This window comes from Paenibacillus sp. SEL1, assembly GCF_054602535.1.
This window is the reverse complement of record NZ_CM137723.1, coordinates 3,672,210-3,688,210: the sequence shown is the minus strand read 5'-3', so window position 1 is coordinate 3,688,210 and position 16,001 is coordinate 3,672,210. Positions and strand designations below refer to the sequence as shown.

Genomic DNA, 16,001 nt, shown 5'->3' with positions numbered 1-16,001 from the left:
TTTAAATAGTCACCGCTTTGCCTGCTGCTGTTTCCCGTTCTCTGATAAAATCGCAGATTCGTTCAATCAAGACCTCTTTATCATCATTCGCGCAAGGGGCGTGATACCACCTATCTACAAGGGAGGTCACACTTTCCAGCATGGCGGCAGCCCCGTCCTTTTCTAAAACTGCCGTGTAGCCGTTGAGCAATGCGCACAACAGACTGTGTCCATTGCCTCCCTCATGGACATAAGATCGTAAAACATTCATGATCGGACCATTGATTCCAGTAGCCAAATTTCTCACGATTTCGTCGTTATCGACTCCGTTCCATTGACACCAGTTAAGCGCCTTTGCTACATCCCGAGGCACCTCAACGGGGTTACGCAAACCTTTTATTTCAGCCCGTAAGGATTTAATCATTTCATCGCGGCCCTGGGCGATTGTCTCCAGCTCCCGGATACGCTGCAGGAGCTTTTCGCTGTTAAGCTGCTCGTCGGTGTGGCGCTCAATCGTCTGGAGTAATTCGGCCTTGTCTTGCACCAGTTGCAGAACAGCATCCACCAAAGAACCGTCATGTTCACCTATAATTGCGCTAATCTCATTCAGTATTTTTTGACTCGCAGTAGCCTTCGTTAGCGCGTCTTCACTCATACGTTTCAGGTCGTCATATTGCCGCTGTGTAGGCCTTGGCTCGTCCGGCAAGATTACTGCCAGTTTGAAGGGAATTTCCTCACCAGCAAACGGGCCAGAAATTATTTGGAATGGAGCGTTAAAATCCAGCAACTTTGTTGAAAATCTCCGGGCTTCAAACTCTTTCCCTTGAGCAATAATCTGTTTACTTTTGGTTTGCAAGGTCTTAAGCATCTTAATTTTCATTCTGAAACTACCTCCAATGTGTAATGTTCTCCTGCTATAAATCCCCGCTGTTTTAATGCCGCCTTTACGGTCATTTCAGCCAGCGTGGGCATGTTGTTTTTACTAGATAAGTGCGTAAGAAATATCTTCTCTCCACGGCCCTGTATAAGCTGCTGGAGCGCTGCTGCTGTCTGCTGGTTGCTCAGGTGCCCGAGGTCCGAGAGAATACGAGATTGGATACTGATAGGGTAATCGGAAGCCTCTACCATGTCGGGGTCATGATTGGCTTCAATGATATAAACGGAACCTTCCATAAGCGCCAGCATAGCCTTATCGACCTTGCCTGTATCGAACACAACGCATACGCGTTCGCCTTCATCTGGCTCGATTGCATAGCCAACAGGTTCATATGCATCGTGATGTACACCAAATGGGTAAACGGAAATTCGTCCCAACTGCACAGGTTCGTATGTACCGAACCTCGTTTCCACTACCTGGCATAAGTCGTCATCAACGCCCGATATGCCTTTCCACTCTCCTTCACTGGCCCACACCGGAATGCGATACTTGTTCGCCAGTGGTAGGCCCTTGATGTGGTCGCCGTGTGCGTGAGTGATGAATATGCCCGTAATATGGTCAGGCCGTACACCAACGTCCAGCAGCCTCTTTTCGATTTTGGTCTTAGGTATACCAGCATCAATAAGGATGGTTTGATCTCCCGATGTGAGCGCGATGCAGTTGCCTTTTGAGCCGGATGCCAGGATATCAACTTTCATTTTGGCAGTCCTCTGCTTGACTTCTAATTGGGGAAGCGCTGATTACTTGCACAAAGAATGCAACCTTGTCCCCTAGTTCAATCACCTTAATACAATCTCTATCTACTCCGTACCGCAAGGCGATAAGGTCTTCTTCCTTGTTGGTGTAAGTCTCCCAACGGTCATTCCCCTCGAAAGCTTCTGCCGCTTCTTTTAAAAAGGTTAAGTGTCTTGGGGTAATCTGCTTCATATGCTCCGCTCCCTCTTAATCCGTTCTTGCCACTCTTTAAGGTGTGGACATCCCTTGGCAGGCTCTTCGTAGTGCCGCCGCCCGAGCACGAAAGAGACAAACATATCAGTGCTGCGCTCGTAGTACATTCCGTTCAGAACCGGACCCGCGGTCCGAGAAGGTTCAGCGCTGCAGAAGTCGAACAGGTCCATTTGCTCCATGTCCTCGGGCAACTCTGCCAACTCCCCTCAGCTCTCCATAGCACCGGGGGCACACTCGCAAATCGCGAATGTACTCTTCCCGGCCGGGATTTATCTCATTGCCGCATATTTCGCAGTCTTCACAGCGGACGTATATCTTAACTTGGTTAGATAGGAAGAACGTCATTTGCCTGATCCTGAGCGGCTTTCTCGGCAAGGTGCAGGTCCATTATCTTTAACAGGCCCTTAAGCTCTGCCAGTGTGGGAGCGTCAGCCTTCGGCTTTGCATGCTTTTGGATATAGGCATATTGATCGTCTCTTTCTGTAATACCAAGCTGTTTAAATTTCAATTTCATGTCTGTTAAGGCTTGTTCAACAGGAGTTTGTGCTTGTTCGGTACCTCCGTCAGGCAGCGGTTTGTTCCCCTGTTTGGCAGCCGCTGCTGCTGCGTCCGTTTCAGCAGTGATGTCGCGACGCTCATAAGGAGACACGTTCTCAATAGAAGGATTCGCACTCGTTGGTTCATCTTCCGAAACCTCAATTCCATATTGGCGCTTGAATGCTCTCTTAATTGCGTGCTTCACGATCATGTCGTCAAAATAGTCCTTCCACATCTGACCGTTTCGGCCTTTAATGAGATGTTCCACCTGATCCCTTCGCACGATAACAAGGATGTTAGGCGCATCGTCGCGATATGCGATGCAGTAAGCCCCCACCGTCTCCCCTGGGTTCATTACATCCGGTTCATGTTCGACCTCGCCCGAATGCATCTTTGCAGTGAAATGGTCGTTAGCTCTGATTTCAGAAGCGATAAATCCCTTGTATTGCGGGTGTTTCTTGGCAAGAGCAACAATGCCCTCCACTGCAATCTGCATACTCATAACAGGACCGTCTTTGCCGTTGTACACGATGCAGAAGATTTGATTTAGGAAAGGGTCAAGTCCAGTACGGACGCAGGTCTGAACAAAAAGCGCAAACTGCTCGTTGCTGGTTCCTTTGGCGATAGTTGATTTCAAGGTATCAAGATGTTTTTGAGTGTAATTTCCGACTACTACTTCCTCCTGAATTGCTTGGAGCTGGTTGTTTGTATTTGCCATGTTGGTGTGCCTCCTATGATTTAATTAGCGCGTTCTTCTCCGGTGCTGATAATTCGAATTTCATGATTTTCTCTATGAACGATGTGTAAATGAAATGGTCCAGCTTTACATACAAGCCAATCGGACGGGATCAATTTAGCGGCCCAAATCATATTCTGTTGTCGGCGGGTAGGTTTCTTTCCGTTCTTCAAGGCTGCCCACCTCCTAGGCGAGCTGTAATGCCCTGAGCGGAGACTATATGAAGGGCTTGGGCTTCGCTGAATCCTGTAGAAACCAGTTGATCGAAGTACGCTTTGGTGGCAAACGCCACTGGCCCATACATCCCCAGCAAAGCAGGAAGTATCTTCAACATATTTTCCGCCGATAGTTCAGCCTCAAGCTGTTCATGTGGCTTCATTCCGCATTACCACCCATCTGTTTAATTTCTAAAGGTGCATCCTCGACGGCCTTGACTAGAATAAGTTGACCGGAAGGCTGCTTGATTTTAAACACACTCTCGCTGTTATCCACGGCTACCGGAGCAATGACACCACTCTGTTCGCTGAGGACTTCCCGAAGCTCCAGACCAGCTCTGACGGACTCTGACAGTGACAATAGCGGATACGCCTTTCCGTCCATCTCAATCACAAAGTCAGGCTTCCGTTCCCCATTCTTTTGTTCTTTAAATAAAGAGATTGATAGAGTTGTGAACAGGCTTTGAACCTTGGCGGCCTGCAACTCGGCTTCCTTCGCCTCAAACGCCTTGATTGCGTCCAGAAAAAAGATAGAGTCGTTCCGGCTGGCAAGTGTATCAGCCTCGTCAGAGCGGGCTTTGTCGATGTCGGTCTGTAATGTTTGGCGGGCTTTATAGCTGCCTACTGCTTCGGCTGTTGCATCGCGTTTAACTTCCAAAGCACGCATCTGTGAAATTTGTTCGGATACGTCCACTGGCTCAATAGCGGCGAGTTTAGTTTCTAGTTCCTTGCGCTCGTTGATAAGCTTTTGATGATCGGCCCGTAGTTCATCTTTGCGAGTTTCCTTGGAAGCTGTAACAGCATCAATAGATGCCTTGTCCAATTCTCGTTTACATGTCGGGCAATGTTCCTCGATAGGCTCGTTGTAGACCTTCATATACCGATCCTTGGCCTGCTCAATCTGCCGCTGTAGGGACTGTATGGTACTCTCCAGCACGGTGCGCTTACGGTTTGTCTCCCCAGCAAGATCTGTTTGGGCTGCCAACCCCCGTATTTGCTCAAGCAGCGCAGTATCCTCGGCTTTCACCGCTTCGATATCTTCCGGTGCAGGTGGAAGCTTACTGAGCTGATCGACAAGCGCCTCTGTCCGACCCTGAGCACGCTTATAGGCTGTGTCCTTGTCATTCTTGTTCTTCTTATGGATTTCTCCCAATTGCTGCAGCGTGTGCTTTTTGACCAGCTCCAACAGCTTGGCAGCTTGGGGGTTCAGTTTTATGTCTTTGGCCTTCTCGTCCGGGCTTGTCCGGCTCATTTCCGTAAATACCTCTTTGTTAGAAACCGAAGTGACATACCGCAGAAGCAAGTCCCGTTGAGTGCTCCAATGCAAAGTAAAGAAGTATGAAGGGTTATACAGGGAAAGGAACAGGTCTTTATCGAATAGAGATTTAACAATTTCGTCGAAGTCTCCAGCTTTGGATGGAACTTCATTGATGTAATAAATGACTTTGCCCTTCTCGATCCCGCGTCCAAGAAGGACCTGCTTCCCGTCGATATCCAGCAGAGATTCAGACAGCACATGATCGTATTCGTAATTGGTGGGCGTAGGATCGAGCTTGCCACCCATGGTATCTGTGCCGTACAATGTCCACGTAAGGACTTCCAATATGCTGGATTTTCCTTGTGCGTTGTCGCCCGTGATCTGTGTTACCTCGCCAAAGTTAACGGACAGGTCACGGTGCGCCTTAAAGTTATGCGCCTTAGCGCTGATTATTTTTATTACCGCCATGTGTTACCTCCAAATTGTATTTGCGCTCCAGCATGTGCATTTCCATCAGCAACGTTCCCCGGGCTTTCGGGTCCTGTTCGTCCAGGTACATGTCGTAGACAAATAAATAATGTTTAATGTCCCGCTGCACTGCCGGGGCAAGTGAGTTGAAGAATTGAAGGAATAACTGCTGTTCGTGGTTTTGCAATGTGTTCACCTCCCTCCAGGTAATCTGCGGTCATTTCGCTTATACACGGCCTACATACGTCCTGCTCATTCCAGCGGCGTAGAAACTGCTTATGCATAACGTTTCCGCATATAGCACAGCAAGCGTCTTTACCTGACATCAAAACCTTCATGCTGTCCACCGCCCAACCAACTGCCGATGGTATTTTCGGAACTGGCCCCGAGCGTGTAGGGCTATCAGTAAGCGCCCGTTTGCCAACATCCGGCGTTCCATTAGGCCGAAGAATTCGCAAAGCTCCCGTAACCTTTCTTCACTAGGCTTATTCATGTGTGTGCAGCTCCTTTCTTTCGCTTTCCTCATTCTGGTAAACTATCTTCCAGAGAGGTGGTGATAGAATTGAATAAAGATAACTTGCTTAAATTAATTTCGAGATTACCCCTGACCAATGTCCAAAATTACGGATATATTGTGTTAATGACAGATGTTTACGATGTTTGTTTGGCGCATGGTGTTGATAACACAAACTTGGTCGTCGCTTGGTTGGAAATGCTTGAGAATGATAAGTTGGTTACGTTAGTACGGATGAAAGATTCGGGATTTGAAGAGATTCCTGTCGGACTTACTTTCCCTGAATCTTCCTAGAATCTTTATGCATCGCAATTGAAAATATGGTGTTGCTAATTTCTCTTATTGAATCGAAATCACGATCAGCAATTAACTGATATAGTTCAATAGCGATTGCTGAATTGCGCTTGCCTTGTAAAGATTCCTTTGATACCACCGTTACAGCGGTGGTTTCTTTTTGCTGTTCGTTCATGATTACCTTCCTTTCGTTAATGAATGTGCTTGTCGTAAATCGTCTGGCTGACCGCAATGTCCAAACTGAAACGCTCCTTGGTGCCCATCAGATCGACAGTATCCTCAAGAATCTCCTGCCTGCTAACCAGCATGTCCGGTGTCATTTGGTCTTTCTTGATCATTTTCGGGTGACCGTACAAGGATGAAACAGCTTTGTTCGCTATCGTGTTAGCTTTGATGAAGTCCACCCGAACAGGCTGTTTCAGGCTGGAGCGCAGTTTCTGCATAGCCTCCTTCTGGTGGTCCTTGTCCAACATGCGGAAGATCTGAAAGCCTTCGAGTCCGGTGGACTGGCGAAGCTGCTTGACCATTTCGAACACCCACCGTTTAAATTCCTTAGCTTCCTGCTTTCTGCTCTCGAATACCGTTTCATAGATCCCGTATTCGTTAACAATGAGCATCTTCCGGAACCCTTTACCAGAATCCACCAGGTCGGTTAAAACGACCTCCTCGCCCAAACGCTCCTTAATTCTTTTTGGTTTAAGTTCAAGGGCCTTAGCTATGTCGGCTAACACTGCCCACCATTCACCCGGCACCTTCTCGACAAAGCGGATTTCATGTCCCAACCAGATTTCAGTTCGTATGTTCATGGGGTACCTCCTTTCAACCAAGGTTTGCAGCAATTAGTAAATCACGCAGTTCTATAAGCGATTCGACCCCATCTATCCTGAATGATTTTGCAGGCTGGACACCTGACAATCCTTCCAGATCAGTTATTTCTTCTTGAAACAATGTAAGGGATACATCGCCTCGATCCGTGACAACCGCCGCTTGATAATCGTTTAATGCAGCAACGTTTCTTTTCATGCTTCCTCCTAATCGGAAATAAATCCCTATTTGGTATTGCGTTTTGTACGGTTTTACCGTATAATTCAATTCGTGGTCAATTCTCTGTTTTAGAGAATTATTATTCAAAAAAAACCGATGGATTGATACCCAGCCCCTTCTTACATATCGCTTCCAGTTCCTCAGCGTTTAATGCGTAGGTCCCGGATAGCAGCTTGTAGAAACGCTTTGGATGAATACCGGCTTTTTCAGCCACATCCTTGAATACATAATCTTGGGTAAGAATGTAATTACGAACACGACGGTAGATAGGAATGACCATTTCGGTTCTGGGCATATTGCACCTCCTTATTCTCTGTCTTAGCGAATATTCTCTGTTTCAGAGATTTCGTACCCTTACTATAATTCTTCGTTTCAGAGATGTCAACGCTAAAAATAAAAAAAGTATTTGTTTTAGAGAATAATTTCTCTGTAACTCGGATATTATGCTACTATCCTAATTAAGAGGTGAACGAAAAAATGTTGCCAATTTACGCTAAAAGATTGAAAGAGGCTCGTTTCAAAGCCAACAACATGACACAACTTCAAGTCATGCGGTCTACTGGCATAAACAACAAAACATTGAGTGGTTATGAAACAGGAAAAAATCAGCCGGATTATGACACTTTAAAGGTGCTATGCGATCTTTACGGGGTGACAACAGATTGGGTATTGGGGCATACAAATAACCCTAACAGCGTTTTGAAGGAGGCTGAAAGGGCTCTGGTAAAGGCTATTGAGTTGGGTGATGATTCATTCTTGGATGCTGAATTTACTATAAATGGACGCGAACTTACGCGTGCGGATAAAGAAAAACTACAGTCTATGGCTCGTCTGCTTCTGCAGCAAGATCGTTAAAAAAATTGGCAATTAATTGTATATTCGCCTCAGTATCTTTTGCAATTATTTGCAAGAAGTGAGCTGCGTCGATACTATCGGTTTTGGTCATTATGTATTACCCCCGTGTAATCGTAGTTTCATTATATGCGAACAGGCGTTCTTACACAATAAAAATTTAATATGGAGGAACGACATGGCGCTTACCTTCGGGAAGTGCCTGTTGCGTTATAGGAGAAAAGAGGCAAGCATTACACAGGCACAACTGTCTGATAGGCTTGCTAGGCTCGGTCTTGAGGTATCCACAGTAATGATCTCCCAGTATGAGAACAATCATCGAAAGATGAATCCGGTCGTCATGCGAGGAATATGCATTGTATTGGGATGCCAGGAAGCCGATCTATACGAATGGCCTCATTAACGCACAGGCCGGAGTGGTTATTCACCGCTCCACCATGGCGCTATGTTTACATTGTTGTTAACCTCCACTGTGTCAATAGGAAAATGTGTTCCATTTCCTATTATTTAATCCCATAATTAGGGCATTGTAAACAAAAACTCATTCTGCGAATTTTGCACTCACCGTCTACATGTTTCGACAACATGTTACAAAAGACCTATGTTACAATGCCTGCTAGACGAAAATAAAAGAGCTGCTTTTCAGCAACCCTTATGTTAATACAATCCTCGAATTAAGTTTTAGCAACTCTTGGCTTACTTTTGTGAACTTATGGTAAGCCATCTTACACACGGTTGATTCCTCCGTTGGTTGTTCATCAAAATAAACATATCTCAATTTTGAATCCAGTTTAACAATGTTGTCCACATTAATCATGTGATAGCGGTCAGCTTTCAGAAAATTATATCCGCTATTATTTAAAACAGTTGTCCAATAAATTAGCGAACCTGTTGTATAAAATGTGCGTGTATGCGTATGAATCTTGATCCTCTCAATAGACCCGTCATACTCTCCAAAAAGAATATCACTAACATCTATAACGATCAGATCAGCATCTAATTCTTTTGTTACAGAAATCATAAACTCATCTCCAGCTTTATTTCAGCAGTTCTTCCGGAGGTTCCGGGTTGTGGACAAACACCAAACTTGCGACACTGACAGACATTACCGCGATTGCAGAAAGGCTCGACGCAATTGTGCTATAGAAGTTTTTCATCATGATAGTTTTCACCTCCTAAAGTTAATTAAAGATAAGGTTTGTGCAAAAAAACTTATAGTTATATATGGATTAGCAATCCACAAATTAAGACTTACTACAATAAAGGCCCCCAACTTTAGCAATGGAAAGTATCGTGGAGGTATGCGCGTTTGTCGCTCTATACCAGCTGGGGCAAAAACAAGAATGAGCACCATACTAACTAATGTTGCACCTGTTGTCCAACTGTAGTTCAGTTGTATAAAAGATAATCCGGTAAAGAGCAATGTTGATAAAGCAACACATCCCGTACCGCTCTTTAGGTGTATTCCTCCTGTCATTTGGCGCAGGAAGGCGAATGCTGCCATTATCGTCAGAACTTCTCCTGTACGGCCTGTAAACGCAGAAATAGCAAGTGTCAGCCCCGTGATAAACACTACGTTTAAAGTTATAGCCAGTGCATGCTTGAGAACAGCAACAGATGCTGGATGATCGGGCACAACACTTTTTATATGTTGTGCCATCCGTATAGATAAAGCCTCAATCAGCTCGTTCACCCCTCTTCTCTTTCTTTTTTGAGAGCATAATAAAGGAACATGCCCGCAGCTAATGCGAAGTATATAGTAATAAGCACAAGGTCAGCCGCATACATGACAAATGCCGCAGCAGCAAGAGACATAACGATCAGGATTGCTACTATGGTGTGTTCCCATTTCATACGCAGTTTTTCAAAGTCAAAGGTGAACCCTATACGGAACCTGTACAAAAACCAAGATAAAAAGAACACCAACGCACTCGTTAATGCCTGCAGCAATGTCCCCTGTGATGAGTTCTGTAGATGAGTAGAGTCTAAACCTTTAAAAGCAGTAACGAGTAATACGGCCTGTACAGCTCCGTACAAGAATACCCCTGCTATAGAGATTATTGCCGACCATAAAATTGGTACTTTGACAACTGTCGTGAGCAAAAATGTAAACAGAAGAATATTCACGATTGGCGCTATATATGAAAGGCTTGTTTCCTCCCGGATCATATAGCTTTGAAGATTCATAATAAGGCTTATAAACAAAGCCTGCCATGCATAATCAATCCCTTTCAAGCGGAACATAGCGGTCATTAGAAAAAATGCCGCCATTGCCTCCGCTGTCGAAAACAGTAAGAACCTAATCGGCTCCCACATACGCGCATCCCCTTTTTCACCAGTTATCTAGCATTTATTTAGCGTTACTTTCGCGCCACTCTGCCAGCTTATCCTGGTACATCTGTATAGTAGTTTTGAACCAAAATGGTCGTGTTCCAACCAATAAATCCGGCTCGGGGAAAAACCGTGTTTTACGGGTGTGATGCATGTTCTTGGGGTCTACCTCCAAATATTCCGCTACTTCCTTGCTACCTAACAATGGAGGAATCTTATTGCCTCGTATTACTTCCCGTGCCTCTTCTAACTCCTCAACTAGCTCGTGTATAGTCTCTCCGACCTCTCCTCCTACTTTATCGGCTATCTTTCGGTACTGATTCAAGGTCATGTCTTCCCTCCTCATGTATGTAAAATACTACCTAATCAATATACGGCAATACCGTATATTCTACAATAGTTTTCCTGATTATTATTATTCTTCCTCTATTCTCTAGCAAAATATTCCTAGTTCATATATACTATTTTCATACATCTTTCAAATAGGGGGAAATAAGAATTGTTTAATAAGAAACTGGCATTACTTACTACTGCTGTACTTGCATTTGGAATTATAGCTGCCGGATGTGGGGCTAAAGCCACCACCACTACAGATAGCGGGAAAGCTACAGGATCTGCTACACAAGCCGATACAAAAGCTGCTACTACTGAAACGGACGACGCTCCTAAGGAGACTAAAGTAGGCGAAGCTGTAAAGGTGGGCAGTCTTACTGTAACAGCAACTAAAGTGAGCGCTAAAACAAAGATCGGTGACAACGAGTACCTTCAGAAAACAACCGAAGAAAAATTCATCGTCATTAATTTGGCAATTAAAAACGGAGATAAAGAAGCCCGCACCTTGGACTCAAGCATGTTCAAACTGATCGGCACAGATGGCACAGAATATGAACCAATGAGCGATGCCGACATGTACGTGAACAAACCAGAAAACATGTTGTTTTTCGCTAAGATCAACCCTGGTTTAACAAAGAAGGCAAACATCGCATTTGAAGTACCAAAGGATAGCAAAGGATTTAAACTTGAAGCTGCTAGCGGAATAGGTTTTGAAGCTGGAGAGACAGCATTAATAAATACTGGTAAATAAAAAAAAGGCCCCGGAGCAATCCGGGGCTTTAATATTCTGTATAGTATCTATTTGCAGCTCCGGGAGGCATGACGATCTTTTGGTCCCTGTCCCAGCCCTCTATAATTACGATATGGCGCGTATCGCTCTTGTTATCCCATAGAATATAGTTATCCTTCTCTAAAGCCGCCAACCCGGCTTTAATGTCCTCTGTACGCCTACCTGTCTTTATCTCCAGTTCCTTAATAGTGGGCATTCTACGACGACCCGCAGAATAGTTGTACAGTATCCGTAGTAGCTTGCGTTCGATGTCTGGCAACATGTTGATCACCTCTCTGTGACTATTATATGCAAACAAGCGTTCGTTATTCAAGCCAAAAAAAGAGCAGTGAGGGTTCTATTCCTCCTGCCCTTTTCTGTATTCGATCAGCTCCGATATATCATTTAATTCAAGCGCGATCATTATCTTTTCGAGATTTTCCAGAGACCAATGTTTAGACTTGTTTTCGACCATATCCGTTATGGTCGCGTAACGTATTCCTGTCATTTTGGCTAATTTATTCGGGTTTAACCGCTTCTCATAAAGCAATTCGTCCAACTTCAAACGAAACATAGAGCCACCTCCATCATCATTATAATACGATTATCGTACATCAATCAACGAATATAGTGTATATAACTAAAATAGTATACTTTTATACTAAAATAGTTGAATATTGTACGAAAATAGTATATAATAAGAAATGTAAGGAGGTGATACACATTGAGAGCTATAGATTGGGTCTTGCTCTCCACAGCACTAACAAACTTGATAACTGCCTTTATCGGTTTGGTCAAAGTGTTTAAGGAGAGCAAGGAAAAGAAAAAAGGAACCAATAAACGACGCGGGCAGCGTAAACGTTAAGGATTCCTTCCGAGGTGGCGGCTAGTATAGCGCCATCTCCACCCAATCTTAACATAACGGATTGACATACACAATTGGCGGCGGCCTTACGTAGGGAGGTAGTGAAAATGTTCAAAAAGTACAGAGCAACAAAGGAAAATGTAATTTTGTTGGAAAGCGCCATGAAGGAGTTGGGCTATCCCATTGAAAAGATAAGCGCCGCAAAAGATTACAAGGAATTTAAGTATAGTAACTGGCACATCATGTTTCACAACACGGTTAACTCGAAAATGCAAGAATTGGAGGCTACAATATGAATTGGGAACAGAAGTTAAAAAGCAGCGGTTATGATGTAGTTGCTCCTGATGGAACGGTTTGGGAATACGCTTTTGGAGAATGGACTTCAAGATCATTCCCAGGTGCTTCGTATGATACCGAAGACCTTGCAGAGAAATTTGAGGATATGGAATAACAAGGGGCTTCGGCCCCTCTATAACAGGAGGAAACTCTATGTACAATGTAATATTATGGACCATATCCTTATCTGGATGGGTTATAAGTCTTGCTTCGCTATTGTTAAGTATCCGTAATTACTTCAAATAAAAAAAGCCCAGCCGACCAATTAAGGTTAGCTGGGCTTTGGCTTACTTGCTTACTATAGTCGTATTGGTCTTACTGTTCCAGTCTACTTGAGCACCCCATGCTTCGCCCACGGGACGTAGCGGAACATACGTAGTACCGTTAATCATAACAACATCCTTGATTTCCTTGCCATTTACGATTACATTTGTTTTTTCCATCTTTTCATTATCCCCTTTCGCCATATCCGGTTTGTTATATAAGGCCAGTTCCGCCGCTCTGCGCCGTGTCAGACCAGCCAGCACTTTACCGCCAGCCTTGTCATATTTTCCGATATTGGCGGCAATCTGCGCAACTGTGCGCCCTTTACAGAGCGCCTTGAGGTTACCCGCGCCGCAGTTATAGCAAAAACTTGTAAGTGCGTCGAACTGGTTTTGCGTAAGCTGATTCGTAACTGGGACGTAGGCCGGGTTGTTAACGTAAGCTTCGTATTTACCCATGTCCTCAGCCAACATTTCATCTGCTTGTGCCTGGGTGATAGTCATACCCTGCTTAACGTCCGGGCCGTAGTGCCCCCAGCCAATAGTCCAATACTGCTCTGTTGGCACAGGCTTGTACGCTGCGAGGCGACAGCCCTCGAAGTTTTTAATTAACGTGAGTCCCGCTTTTGATATTTTACGTGCCATCACTTATCAGCTCCTTTATCATTATCGTTACCGCCTTTTCCTTTCAACACTTCAACAGCCTGCCGGATGACAGGAGGGACAGGCGCGCCCAGCCTGCCTCCGTTTTCGATGATCGACAACAATTCATTAGCCATATAGAAATAGGCGACCGTATCCCGAAACAAGTGGCTATCTCCTAGAACACCGTCCACAAGATGCCCAACCGCAACCATAGCGAAAATAAATACCTTGCGCGCAATACCAATCATGCCTACTTTGCTTTTCAATCCAACTGTTGCACTAGCTGCCGCACATCCCGTTATATAATCAAAAATCACGAATACCAGTAACACTCCTAGTACGCCAGACCATCCACCGAAAAAATAAGCTGCTGCACCACTCCCAGCAGCAGTAAACCACTTAAAAACTAGATCCATCCTATCCATCATGTTCCCCCGTATCTGCTCAGGAAAGGTTTCCTGACGTAATATAAGCCCCCGACCACTCCGAGGGCATAAAAATAGCGCATCCCATTGGGTGCGCTGCTAAACATTTTGCGGTGTTGCTAGAATCTCGTTTCGCTCTGCTTCTTGAATAAACTTAGGTGTGTATCGGTTAAGACGTTCCTCATCAACCTTGCCCATAATCCACATGTTCAGCAGAAATGTATACATCATGCCTCACCTCCTTGTTAAGTTGTAGTAGTGGTATCCATAAGGGCAAGCATAGCAGCTTCTGTGCTGTCCTGGCGCGCCTTGAGGTCGCTTACTTGATCAGTCAGAGGCGTTTGGTAGACAGGATCTGTTCCGCCTCCACCAGACGGATATGCAAACTCTATCAATCCAGTTTCAGGATTGATCCAATAGCCTGTAGCTCGCTGAAAGTCTTGGGTATATTTATCAAACTCCAGCTTCAACACTTCCAACTGATCCTGATCATAACCCTTTAGTTGCGGATAAAAATTCACGTCTTCCTCTTTGGTTGTCTCAACTGCCCAAGGGGATTCGATTTGTGAAGTAATATAAATAATCTCACCAGTTGTTTTTCTCCAATATACCTTCGGCCCGATTTTCATTTTAAACATCCTCTCTTATTCGTACGCCCACCATTCGTAGGCGGATATTTTGGCGATTGGAGAACCGCCAGCGTACGCGTCTATTCTGCTACTGGACAGCAACACATTGAAACCCTGTATAGGCGGCTCGATATACCCAATGTTTACATAGTTATTTCGCCATCCTTTAGCGCCTTTATTGTCGTTAAAGGTTGATGAGGTCATTAGAACAGCGTCGATGTGTCGTGTACCATCGGTTTCCGCTAGTATGACCCGTACAAATAAGCGATTAACGGTGAACGGTAACCCAGTCACGGTTATTCTCATATCCACCCCATTAACTGTGCTTGTGGCCTGTGCACTTTGTCCGTTCAACGTACCTGTGGCCCATCGCTTGACTGGAAGATTGGTTATGGCTGCCGCTAATTCTGGAAAAGTGTTGCTGGCTGATACATTACCGCCCTTGCCGTTGATAGCGCCAGCAATGACACCTTTTCCATCAACGACAGATTGCTTTAAACTGTTTAAGTCTCCACCGGGCCACACTAGATTGCCATCCGGCCCAACCCATATAAGGTTACCCTTTGTTTGACCTGTACTCATGTCAGCTTTCTGGAGATAAAAGAATCCGTCCGCACCAGCTTGGAATCTTATACCGTGGGGAGCACCAGTATTTTTTATAACCAGTGCTTTTTCAGTGCCCGAGATAGTCACATCCCTTGGTATAACACCACCTGTCGTGGTGAATATCTCTGTCCATTCTCTCCAGTCAGCACCGTTAAACGATATGCGCGTGAAAATTCGTCCGGGATTGTCGTGCGTGTAATAAGTGTGTACGCACGCGCCTCCGTTGTAGTCGACGACTAGCTTTCCGTACCCGTATGCTCCGGCTGGATAGTTGCTGTATCCCGTCCACGAGGATAGAGCTACATTGTAATTACCCGACAGGATGGCGTCGTTACAGTTTAGTGGTGCGTTTCCCCGGTCCCTGTATGCGTTATTAGCTAAGTCGTAAGTTGTTTTCAACGCCTTGGCAGTTGGCGCCAACACTTCGGACGTGCTGTTTGTGGAGTTGGTGAGCTGCACAACCCCCTTTTGAGTCGTGCTGGCATCGGGAACTTTCACCCCCAAGATTGCTGCGTCCGTGTAGTCCTTAGATTTCTTCAAGGCGTCCGCTACATCTTGCGGAGTGGCATAAATAATTGTGTCGTCCACAACTACTGTCACTTGGGCTGTATTGCTTACAGTCAACTCAAAATTAAATAGCTTCTTTAATACAGCAGACGTGTTCTGAGCGTCAATATATTCAGCCCCCTCACCCGCGTTGGCGTAGGCGTACAGGATCTCTCCCAAGTCTGGATCTGTTGCCCACAATCCTACCTCGCGAAAGAAAAAGCCGGAGGCAACGCCCTGGTTGCTAAACTCGAAGCCAGGAACAACCACATTTTCGTTTTGTATCTTCAGCCGACTGACCGGGAAAGAAATTTTTTCGTTAATCAGTGCCTTTAATGTAATAGGCATCTGACCGGACAGCTTTCCATCCCCGGCTGAAAATTTTGTATATGTTATTTTGGTCTGGCCTGCTTCTGCCTTTGCCAGCAGATTTCGACCACGATTAGTAATTTGGATTCCATCAAACGCCAA

At 45.1% G+C, this 16,001-nt stretch carries 31 protein-coding genes; 7 read left to right on the top strand and 24 right to left on the bottom strand.

All coding sequences use genetic code 11. The features are described from left to right. Position 1: 1 nt before the first annotated feature. The 8 genes from ACYCSE_RS17000 to ACYCSE_RS16965 all read right to left on the bottom strand — a co-directional run bounded on the left by ACYCSE_RS17000 (position 2) and on the right by ACYCSE_RS16965 (position 5,265). The gene (locus ACYCSE_RS17000) at positions 2 to 859 is read right to left on the bottom strand and encodes a hypothetical protein (protein ID WP_459699011.1); all 858 of its coding nucleotides are present in this window, start codon (positions 857 to 859) and stop codon (positions 2 to 4) included. Then, on the bottom strand, positions 856 to 1,614 hold the full coding sequence (locus tag ACYCSE_RS16995) for an MBL fold metallo-hydrolase (RefSeq protein WP_459699009.1): 759 nt from the start codon (positions 1,612 to 1,614) through the stop codon (positions 856 to 858). Before ACYCSE_RS16995 ends, ACYCSE_RS17000 begins: the two co-directional genes overlap by 4 nt. Continuing rightward, positions 1,604 to 1,843 carry a hypothetical protein gene (locus ACYCSE_RS16990; RefSeq protein ID WP_459699007.1) on the bottom strand — a complete coding sequence of 80 codons (240 nt, stop codon included), beginning with the start codon at positions 1,841 to 1,843 and terminating at the stop codon, positions 1,604 to 1,606. Before ACYCSE_RS16990 ends, ACYCSE_RS16995 begins: the two co-directional genes overlap by 11 nt. Positions 1,844 to 2,189: 346 nt before the next feature. After that, positions 2,190 to 3,119 (bottom strand): RecT family recombinase, encoded by a 930-nt coding sequence (locus tag ACYCSE_RS16985; RefSeq protein ID WP_459699005.1) that lies wholly within the window; start codon positions 3,117 to 3,119, stop codon positions 2,190 to 2,192. Positions 3,120 to 3,139: 20 nt separating this feature from the next. Continuing rightward, entirely contained in the window at positions 3,140 to 3,310 is a 171-nt protein-coding gene (locus tag ACYCSE_RS16980) for a DUF6906 family protein (protein ID WP_459699003.1), read from the bottom strand. Beyond that, positions 3,307 to 3,516 carry a hypothetical protein gene (locus ACYCSE_RS16975; protein ID WP_459699001.1) on the bottom strand — a complete coding sequence of 70 codons (210 nt, stop codon included), beginning with the start codon at positions 3,514 to 3,516 and terminating at the stop codon, positions 3,307 to 3,309. Before ACYCSE_RS16975 ends, ACYCSE_RS16980 begins: the two co-directional genes overlap by 4 nt. Then, positions 3,513 to 5,078 (bottom strand): AAA family ATPase, encoded by a 1,566-nt coding sequence (locus tag ACYCSE_RS16970; protein ID WP_459698999.1) that lies wholly within the window; start codon positions 5,076 to 5,078, stop codon positions 3,513 to 3,515. Before ACYCSE_RS16970 ends, ACYCSE_RS16975 begins: the two co-directional genes overlap by 4 nt. Further along, complete coding sequence (locus ACYCSE_RS16965; RefSeq protein ID WP_459698997.1) at positions 5,050 to 5,265, bottom strand: hypothetical protein; 216 nt, start codon at positions 5,263 to 5,265, stop codon at positions 5,050 to 5,052. Before ACYCSE_RS16965 ends, ACYCSE_RS16970 begins: the two co-directional genes overlap by 29 nt. A gap of 375 nt (positions 5,266 to 5,640) precedes the next feature. Between ACYCSE_RS16965 and ACYCSE_RS16960 the strand changes: the two genes are divergently transcribed. Then, positions 5,641 to 5,886 (top strand): hypothetical protein, encoded by a 246-nt coding sequence (locus tag ACYCSE_RS16960; protein WP_459698995.1) that lies wholly within the window; start codon positions 5,641 to 5,643, stop codon positions 5,884 to 5,886. On the opposite strand, the gene ACYCSE_RS16955 is transcribed toward ACYCSE_RS16960, so the two are convergent. The 4 genes from ACYCSE_RS16955 to ACYCSE_RS16940 all read right to left on the bottom strand — a co-directional run bounded on the left by ACYCSE_RS16955 (position 5,864) and on the right by ACYCSE_RS16940 (position 7,225). Further along, complete coding sequence (locus tag ACYCSE_RS16955; protein ID WP_459698993.1) at positions 5,864 to 6,061, bottom strand: hypothetical protein; 198 nt, start codon at positions 6,059 to 6,061, stop codon at positions 5,864 to 5,866. The two genes, ACYCSE_RS16960 and ACYCSE_RS16955, sit on opposite strands and share 23 nt — an antisense overlap. A 16-nt stretch (positions 6,062 to 6,077) precedes the next feature. Further along, entirely contained in the window at positions 6,078 to 6,692 is a 615-nt protein-coding gene (locus ACYCSE_RS16950; protein ID WP_459698991.1) for a BRO-N domain-containing protein, read from the bottom strand. 13 nt (positions 6,693 to 6,705) lie between these two features. Further along, positions 6,706 to 6,909 carry a hypothetical protein gene (locus ACYCSE_RS16945; RefSeq protein ID WP_459698989.1) on the bottom strand — a complete coding sequence of 68 codons (204 nt, stop codon included), beginning with the start codon at positions 6,907 to 6,909 and terminating at the stop codon, positions 6,706 to 6,708. Between the two features lie 100 nt (positions 6,910 to 7,009). After that, the gene (locus ACYCSE_RS16940; protein ID WP_459698988.1) at positions 7,010 to 7,225 is read right to left on the bottom strand and encodes a helix-turn-helix domain-containing protein; all 216 of its coding nucleotides are present in this window, start codon (positions 7,223 to 7,225) and stop codon (positions 7,010 to 7,012) included. A 182-nt stretch (positions 7,226 to 7,407) separates the two neighbouring features. Here ACYCSE_RS16940 and ACYCSE_RS16935 point away from each other — a divergent pair, with 182 nt between their 5' ends. Further along, positions 7,408 to 7,785: a helix-turn-helix domain-containing protein gene (locus ACYCSE_RS16935; RefSeq protein ID WP_459698987.1), complete on the top strand. Its 378-nt coding sequence runs from the start codon at positions 7,408 to 7,410 to the stop codon at positions 7,783 to 7,785. Between the two features lie 175 nt (positions 7,786 to 7,960). Then, entirely contained in the window at positions 7,961 to 8,185 is a 225-nt protein-coding gene (locus tag ACYCSE_RS16930; RefSeq protein WP_459698985.1) for a helix-turn-helix domain-containing protein, read from the top strand. 249 nt (positions 8,186 to 8,434) lie between these two features. Here ACYCSE_RS16930 and ACYCSE_RS16925 read toward each other — a convergent pair whose 3' ends face one another. The 5 genes from ACYCSE_RS16925 to ACYCSE_RS16905 are packed head-to-tail and all read right to left on the bottom strand — an operon-like array spanning position 8,435 to position 10,444. Then, the gene (locus ACYCSE_RS16925) at positions 8,435 to 8,803 is read right to left on the bottom strand and encodes a LytTR family transcriptional regulator DNA-binding domain-containing protein (protein WP_459698983.1); all 369 of its coding nucleotides are present in this window, start codon (positions 8,801 to 8,803) and stop codon (positions 8,435 to 8,437) included. Between the two features lie 16 nt (positions 8,804 to 8,819). After that, positions 8,820 to 8,942: an AgrD family cyclic lactone autoinducer peptide gene (locus ACYCSE_RS16920; protein ID WP_459698981.1), complete on the bottom strand. Its 123-nt coding sequence runs from the start codon at positions 8,940 to 8,942 to the stop codon at positions 8,820 to 8,822. Between the two features lie 8 nt (positions 8,943 to 8,950). Continuing rightward, positions 8,951 to 9,475, bottom strand: a complete 525-nt coding sequence (locus tag ACYCSE_RS16915; protein WP_459698979.1) for an accessory gene regulator ArgB-like protein — start codon at positions 9,473 to 9,475, stop codon at positions 8,951 to 8,953. Then, positions 9,472 to 10,098 (bottom strand): hypothetical protein, encoded by a 627-nt coding sequence (locus ACYCSE_RS16910; protein ID WP_459698977.1) that lies wholly within the window; start codon positions 10,096 to 10,098, stop codon positions 9,472 to 9,474. Before ACYCSE_RS16910 ends, ACYCSE_RS16915 begins: the two co-directional genes overlap by 4 nt. Before the next feature lie 34 nt (positions 10,099 to 10,132). Beyond that, a complete protein-coding gene (locus ACYCSE_RS16905) occupies positions 10,133 to 10,444 on the bottom strand; it encodes a hypothetical protein (RefSeq protein WP_459698975.1) in 312 nt (103 codons plus the stop codon). 168 nt (positions 10,445 to 10,612) lie between these two features. Between ACYCSE_RS16905 and ACYCSE_RS16900 the strand changes: the two genes are divergently transcribed. After that, entirely contained in the window at positions 10,613 to 11,197 is a 585-nt protein-coding gene (locus tag ACYCSE_RS16900) for a DUF4352 domain-containing protein (protein WP_459698973.1), read from the top strand. 28 nt (positions 11,198 to 11,225) lie between these two features. On the opposite strand, the gene ACYCSE_RS16895 is transcribed toward ACYCSE_RS16900, so the two are convergent. Both ACYCSE_RS16895 and ACYCSE_RS16890 read right to left on the bottom strand, forming a co-directional pair. Then, positions 11,226 to 11,498 carry a hypothetical protein gene (locus ACYCSE_RS16895; RefSeq protein WP_459698971.1) on the bottom strand — a complete coding sequence of 91 codons (273 nt, stop codon included), beginning with the start codon at positions 11,496 to 11,498 and terminating at the stop codon, positions 11,226 to 11,228. A 75-nt stretch (positions 11,499 to 11,573) separates the two neighbouring features. After that, complete coding sequence (locus ACYCSE_RS16890; protein WP_459698969.1) at positions 11,574 to 11,789, bottom strand: helix-turn-helix domain-containing protein; 216 nt, start codon at positions 11,787 to 11,789, stop codon at positions 11,574 to 11,576. A 150-nt stretch (positions 11,790 to 11,939) separates the two neighbouring features. Between ACYCSE_RS16890 and ACYCSE_RS16885 the strand changes: the two genes are divergently transcribed. The 3 genes from ACYCSE_RS16885 (at position 11,940) to ACYCSE_RS16875 (ending at position 12,531) form a co-directional block, all read left to right on the top strand. Then, positions 11,940 to 12,080 carry a hypothetical protein gene (locus ACYCSE_RS16885; RefSeq protein ID WP_459698967.1) on the top strand — a complete coding sequence of 47 codons (141 nt, stop codon included), beginning with the start codon at positions 11,940 to 11,942 and terminating at the stop codon, positions 12,078 to 12,080. A gap of 107 nt (positions 12,081 to 12,187) precedes the next feature. Then, on the top strand, positions 12,188 to 12,376 hold the full coding sequence (locus ACYCSE_RS16880) for a hypothetical protein (RefSeq protein ID WP_338532584.1): 189 nt from the start codon (positions 12,188 to 12,190) through the stop codon (positions 12,374 to 12,376). Beyond that, positions 12,373 to 12,531 carry a hypothetical protein gene (locus ACYCSE_RS16875; protein WP_158442530.1) on the top strand — a complete coding sequence of 53 codons (159 nt, stop codon included), beginning with the start codon at positions 12,373 to 12,375 and terminating at the stop codon, positions 12,529 to 12,531. Before ACYCSE_RS16880 ends, ACYCSE_RS16875 begins: the two co-directional genes overlap by 4 nt. A 172-nt stretch (positions 12,532 to 12,703) precedes the next feature. On the opposite strand, the gene ACYCSE_RS16870 is transcribed toward ACYCSE_RS16875, so the two are convergent. The 5 genes from ACYCSE_RS16870 to ACYCSE_RS16850 form a co-directional block, all read right to left on the bottom strand. After that, positions 12,704 to 13,324: a glycoside hydrolase family protein gene (locus ACYCSE_RS16870; protein WP_459698964.1), complete on the bottom strand. Its 621-nt coding sequence runs from the start codon at positions 13,322 to 13,324 to the stop codon at positions 12,704 to 12,706. Continuing rightward, positions 13,324 to 13,749, bottom strand: a complete 426-nt coding sequence (locus ACYCSE_RS16865) for a phage holin family protein (protein WP_459702539.1) — start codon at positions 13,747 to 13,749, stop codon at positions 13,324 to 13,326. Before ACYCSE_RS16865 ends, ACYCSE_RS16870 begins: the two co-directional genes overlap by 1 nt. A gap of 99 nt (positions 13,750 to 13,848) precedes the next feature. After that, entirely contained in the window at positions 13,849 to 13,980 is a 132-nt protein-coding gene (locus ACYCSE_RS16860) for a hypothetical protein (protein WP_459698962.1), read from the bottom strand. Positions 13,981 to 13,994: 14 nt separating this feature from the next. Continuing rightward, on the bottom strand, positions 13,995 to 14,378 hold the full coding sequence (locus tag ACYCSE_RS16855) for a hypothetical protein (protein ID WP_459698960.1): 384 nt from the start codon (positions 14,376 to 14,378) through the stop codon (positions 13,995 to 13,997). Between the two features lie 15 nt (positions 14,379 to 14,393). Then, positions 14,394 to 16,001: a tail fiber protein gene (locus tag ACYCSE_RS16850; protein WP_459698958.1), complete on the bottom strand. Its 1,608-nt coding sequence runs from the start codon at positions 15,999 to 16,001 to the stop codon at positions 14,394 to 14,396.